The sequence below is a fragment of the Intestinibacter sp. genome, from assembly GCF_051866655.1.
Classification (GTDB): domain Bacteria; phylum Bacillota; class Clostridia; order Peptostreptococcales; family Peptostreptococcaceae; genus Intestinibacter.
Genome location: NZ_JBJDXL010000237.1, coordinates 1 through 4,471, shown reverse-complemented (window position 1 = coordinate 4,471; position 4,471 = coordinate 1). Strand labels below are relative to the sequence as shown.

The 4,471-nt window shown below is 31.3% G+C and carries 4 protein-coding genes; all 4 read right to left on the bottom strand.

Features of this window, described 5'->3' with window-relative positions:
• Positions 1-1,944 (bottom strand): hypothetical protein (locus ACI3VO_RS07085; protein WP_439757235.1); only part of this gene is annotated, 1,944 nt, incomplete at its 3' end.
• Positions 1,945-1,966: 22 nt separating this feature from the next.
• The gene (locus ACI3VO_RS07080) at positions 1,967-3,124 is read right to left on the bottom strand and encodes a hypothetical protein (RefSeq protein ID WP_439757234.1); all 1,158 of its coding nucleotides are present in this window, start codon (positions 3,122-3,124) and stop codon (positions 1,967-1,969) included.
• A gap of 19 nt (positions 3,125-3,143) precedes the next feature.
• Positions 3,144-3,782: a phage baseplate protein gene (locus ACI3VO_RS07075; RefSeq protein ID WP_439757233.1), complete on the bottom strand. Its 639-nt coding sequence runs from the start codon at positions 3,780-3,782 to the stop codon at positions 3,144-3,146.
• Positions 3,783-3,838: 56 nt separating this feature from the next.
• Positions 3,839-4,471 (bottom strand): hypothetical protein (locus tag ACI3VO_RS07070; protein WP_439757232.1); only part of this gene is annotated, 633 nt, incomplete at its 5' end.

The following is a 4,471-nucleotide window of genomic DNA, read 5'->3' as shown; positions in this document are numbered from 1 at the left end:
CCACGCACCGTCCGACGAGTACTGCGTAGATGCCCAATGATAACCTGTTAACATAGCAGTACCACCAATAGTACTAAGAGCACTGTCTATAGCAGATTTATTATCATAAGCTGTTTGCCATTCGCCTAACGCTCCTATATATCCATATAGTGTAGTACCATTTACTGTAATAGTATTACCATAAGCCCAGTTAAAAGCATTTGTTTCTCCCCCAGTTAAACCTCTAACAATAGAGGAGTTAGATTCTCCTGCATAATCTGTTTTTGCTGTGGAACCAGTGGTTGTAGTTAAAATGCCAGATACAGTAGTTCCATATAATTGACTAGACCAAGCTATTCCACCATTACTTTGTGTTTTTCCAATAACAAAACTACAATTACTTGATACAACTGCAACTCCAATAGCAAAATAATTATTATCAGTATTCCAACTTTCTACAGCTGTTAAAGTGCCATAAGCATCACAAATATAAATACCATTTGGTATTTTAGCATAAGTAACTGTGACAGTTCTAGTTTGCTGACTAGCAGTAATAGAAGATTCAGAAATTTCTTCATTATAACCTTTAGCACTACTTGCAGATATAGTATATGCAGTATCATAAGCAATATAATAAGTTCCACTAGTAGCTGTTTGACTTTGCCCGTTTACTGTAATTGTAAATCCCGAAGACAGACCACTAACATTAACAGTTAATTTCTCAGAATCATAAGATCCTACTTTCGTTATTGCTGTAGAATTAGAAATTCCAGTAATATTAGCAGGAGTTCTATAATTAGTTATAGCTCCATTAAATGTTATAGTATAATCAACATTGTAAGGAATAACTACAATTCCTTCGTTTATAGAAGAAGTAAAATTAACTGTTTGAGAATAATCTGAATAAGTAACTGTAGCAGAAGTAGTATCCATTGCTACTCCTTGATTATTAGTTCTTTGTACAGTTAAACTACAACCTTGATAAGTTCCAGTTTCTTTTATAGATTGAGAACTTCCTGTTCCTGAAATATTTTCAGGAGTTGTATATAATAAAGCTCCATCATTATTTGCTACAGAACTAAATGCAATAGTATAAGATTCACCTAATGGGAATATAACTGATTGAGTACTATTACTATTAAATGTAACTTCTTTAGAACCTGAATCATAAGTAACTGTAGCTGTAGAACTTTCTGACATAGTTATATTAGAACTTCTAGTTACTGATAATAAGCAGGCTTTATAGGTAACTGTAGTAGTCATGGAACTTCCACTAGCTGTAAATGTAATAGTATTAGATCCTGTTATGCTATCTGTATTAGATTCAACATTGTATCCTTCAATATTACTATAAGTTATTGTAATTTCATCATCAGGTAATACTTTTATAACTTTAGATATTGTATCATCAGTAAAATTTAAAATCTTATTCTCTGACCATGAACTACAACTAATTTCAGCTGTAGAATCTCCTAATGATAATGTTTGATTAGATGTTCTATTAATAGTAATAACAGTTTGAGTATATAATCTAGTAAGAGAAGTTAATTTATCTGCAACAGCAGTATAAACTTGTCCTTCATCATCTGTAGGTTTTTTATATAATAAATTACCTTCAGAATCTTTTATATCTGAGTATTGTATAGTATATTCTGCACCTTCTGGAATTGAAAATACTAATGATTCTCCTTCTATATATCCTAATACATGATTTTCTTCATTATATGTTACAGTAACAGAAGCTCCTACAATTCCTGGATCTGGATCAGCTTGATTAGATGCTAAATTAATAACTAAGGTTTCTACTTTATCTACTTTATTAATTTCAGATGGAAAATATGTATTATGTGTCCATATTCTTCCAGTATCTGCATTAAATACTACAGCATCTGATCTTATTTCTCCTGCTAGTAATAAATCCTCAAATGATTCTTCTGATTCTGAATAAATAAAATTTTCTTTCATAATGTTTTATTTTTTTTATGATTTATACTCGAAGGAACGCTATGATATAATATCCAGAACTTTTAGGTACATACCCAATATATTTATTAGCATCTCTTATAATTCTTATATGAGTATTACTATATTCTGAGCTAGAAATCATTACATCTATATTTACAGCTATATCGGGAATATTATATATTTCACTTAATGTAACAGAAGTATCAAATATAGTTTCGTGTTCCACAGTAAGATATCCAAGTTCTCCACAAGCAGGTAAATACCAATCACCTTGTTTAGTTCCATCTGTATGAAATCTCCAACAACAACAAGCTGCTGGATAATAACCACTTCCTGAATTGTTAGTTATTGTAGATGCTGTCTTCCAATCTGATTGTCCTGTTGCCAAATTTATTAATTTATTAGTATTTCCAATTCCGTCAAAATCAGAGAGACAATTATTCGCTGATGATGGAGAACTTGTTTGATAATAACTAGAATTTCTACTACCATCTGTCAAATATGGAGATGGAGCAGGTTTATTAGACCCGGGAGTAATATAGTAACTTGCTTTTGTATCATGTGGGCACTGTATAAAGTCATCAGGATTAGAAAAATAAGTATAATGCGCAGGTAAATAAATATCTTTAATATCTTGTCCAATTACTGTACCTGTAGAATCACCAACTTCTCCAGAAGATATTAAATTCCCAACATAAGGAGCATAATTAAAATCAGTTAATTCACTGATATTATCATTATATCCTCCGAAATATATAGTTTCATAGACTTTACCTACTCCTCCAGTATCAGGAAAACTGTAACTCATCCTAGTTAATGACACCACACCACACTGTCCAGTTCCATAAACATCGTGAGAGCCGGGAATAACAACAACTCCTATAGGAGTAAATCTACTTGTTGGATAATCTGTTGGATTTACATTATCAATTTTAGCTAATCTTATTTTACCAGATAAAGAATCATAAAAGCAAACATCACCAGCTTTAGCTTCTTCTGAAGTAATAAATAAATTTTTAATTTTACCCCAATTAACAGCAGGATATTCACTTGAATGTGTAATTATTTTTTTGGCATCTTTGACAAATACAATAGAAGTGTCCAAGATATTTCCAGCGTCCTTTTCATTAGTAAAGCTGTCTTCTTTATTAAAATGAATTAATTTTTTATTAATTGCCATATCATTTTAAAATTTATATTTATTGTATTCTTTTAAATATATACACTGACAGATAAGGTGGCATATTATTATGTGCTAATCCACCTCCTACAGATGTCGTATTATCGGTATAGATATTTAGTTTTTTGTTATTTGCACCATAACCTGCTTCTAGATTACTATTTAAAACTCCTGTATCATCTTGCCACAATTGCTGTCTATTAAATTGGTGAGAGTGACTAGGAATTTCATCTGAAGTAAGTGTATGAGATTCTTCACCACCTATCTCCCCTGCTCCATGTATATCACCTGTAGCTAAGAGAAATTTATCTTTTATCTGTTCCCAAGTTCCAAATCCAAATAAACTACTCGGATTTATAGAGTTTACTGAAATATAAATAGACCCAACTGGATATACCATCTCAAGTATGCCTTGAATAGTAATGTCTCCACCTATCTCTATATTATTAATTTTTTCATTAATTTCTTCTATACTTTGTTTAATTTCAGTATATTCATCATTATCTATTCCAGAACAATTATATAATTGTTTATGTGTATATATTTCTTTTGTTTCTGAAATAAAACAAATACTAGTATCTAAAATATTATTATTGGAAAGTTCATTTTCAAAATCTATCTTTTTTTTAAAATGAATGAATTTCTTATTTATTGCCATATCATTTTAAATTTAATCAAATGGGAGTAGTAAATCTACTCCCATTTAATTATATATTAGGCTTCATACCATACTAAGTGTTGCATGATAGTTTTCATAGCTTCATTTACTGTATCTTCAGCAGCAAATATATCTCCATTTGTATCAGGAGTATATCCAGTAAGAGCAATATCAGCACCTCCTAAAGTAGGACTAGTACTAATTTTCTTTCCATTGACAGTATAGTTCTCTATAGTTCCAATAGCATCAGCATTTTTCTTAACCTGATTATCTAATGCAGAAATTTCTCCAGCAATAGTGGTAGCTGAACTAGTATAATTGCCTAAAGTTTTTATATGAGAACCGTCAGCAGCTAGACCTACAGATGCTTCAATTTTATCTTCAGCTGCCTTAGCACGAGTTACCTCACTAGTAAGACTATTAGCAGAAGCAATATCATTTTCTGATACAGTTACTCCAGTAATTATACCCTTCGTTTCTACTACCTCTACACCTACGTGAGTACCACCTGTAGAATTAACAGTAGTATTTAAGGCTTCAATAGCTGCTTTTCTGTCAGCTACTTCCTTAGCAATTCTTCCAAATGCTGAATCTACAGTAGAAGCATCTGTTTTAGTGCCAAGTAAAGTAGCCGAGGCGATGTCAGACTCAGTTACATTAACAGCAGTAATTTTACCATCAGCTTCAGT

Excerpts from the sequence above, each read along its gene's own strand:
- ACI3VO_RS07080 (WP_439757234.1), bottom strand. The coding sequence starts at position 3,124 with ATGGCAATTAATAAAAAATTAATTCATTTTAATAAAGAAGACAGCTTT.
- ACI3VO_RS07075 (WP_439757233.1), bottom strand. The coding sequence starts at position 3,782 with ATGGCAATAAATAAGAAATTCATTCATTTTAAAAAAAAGATAGATTTT.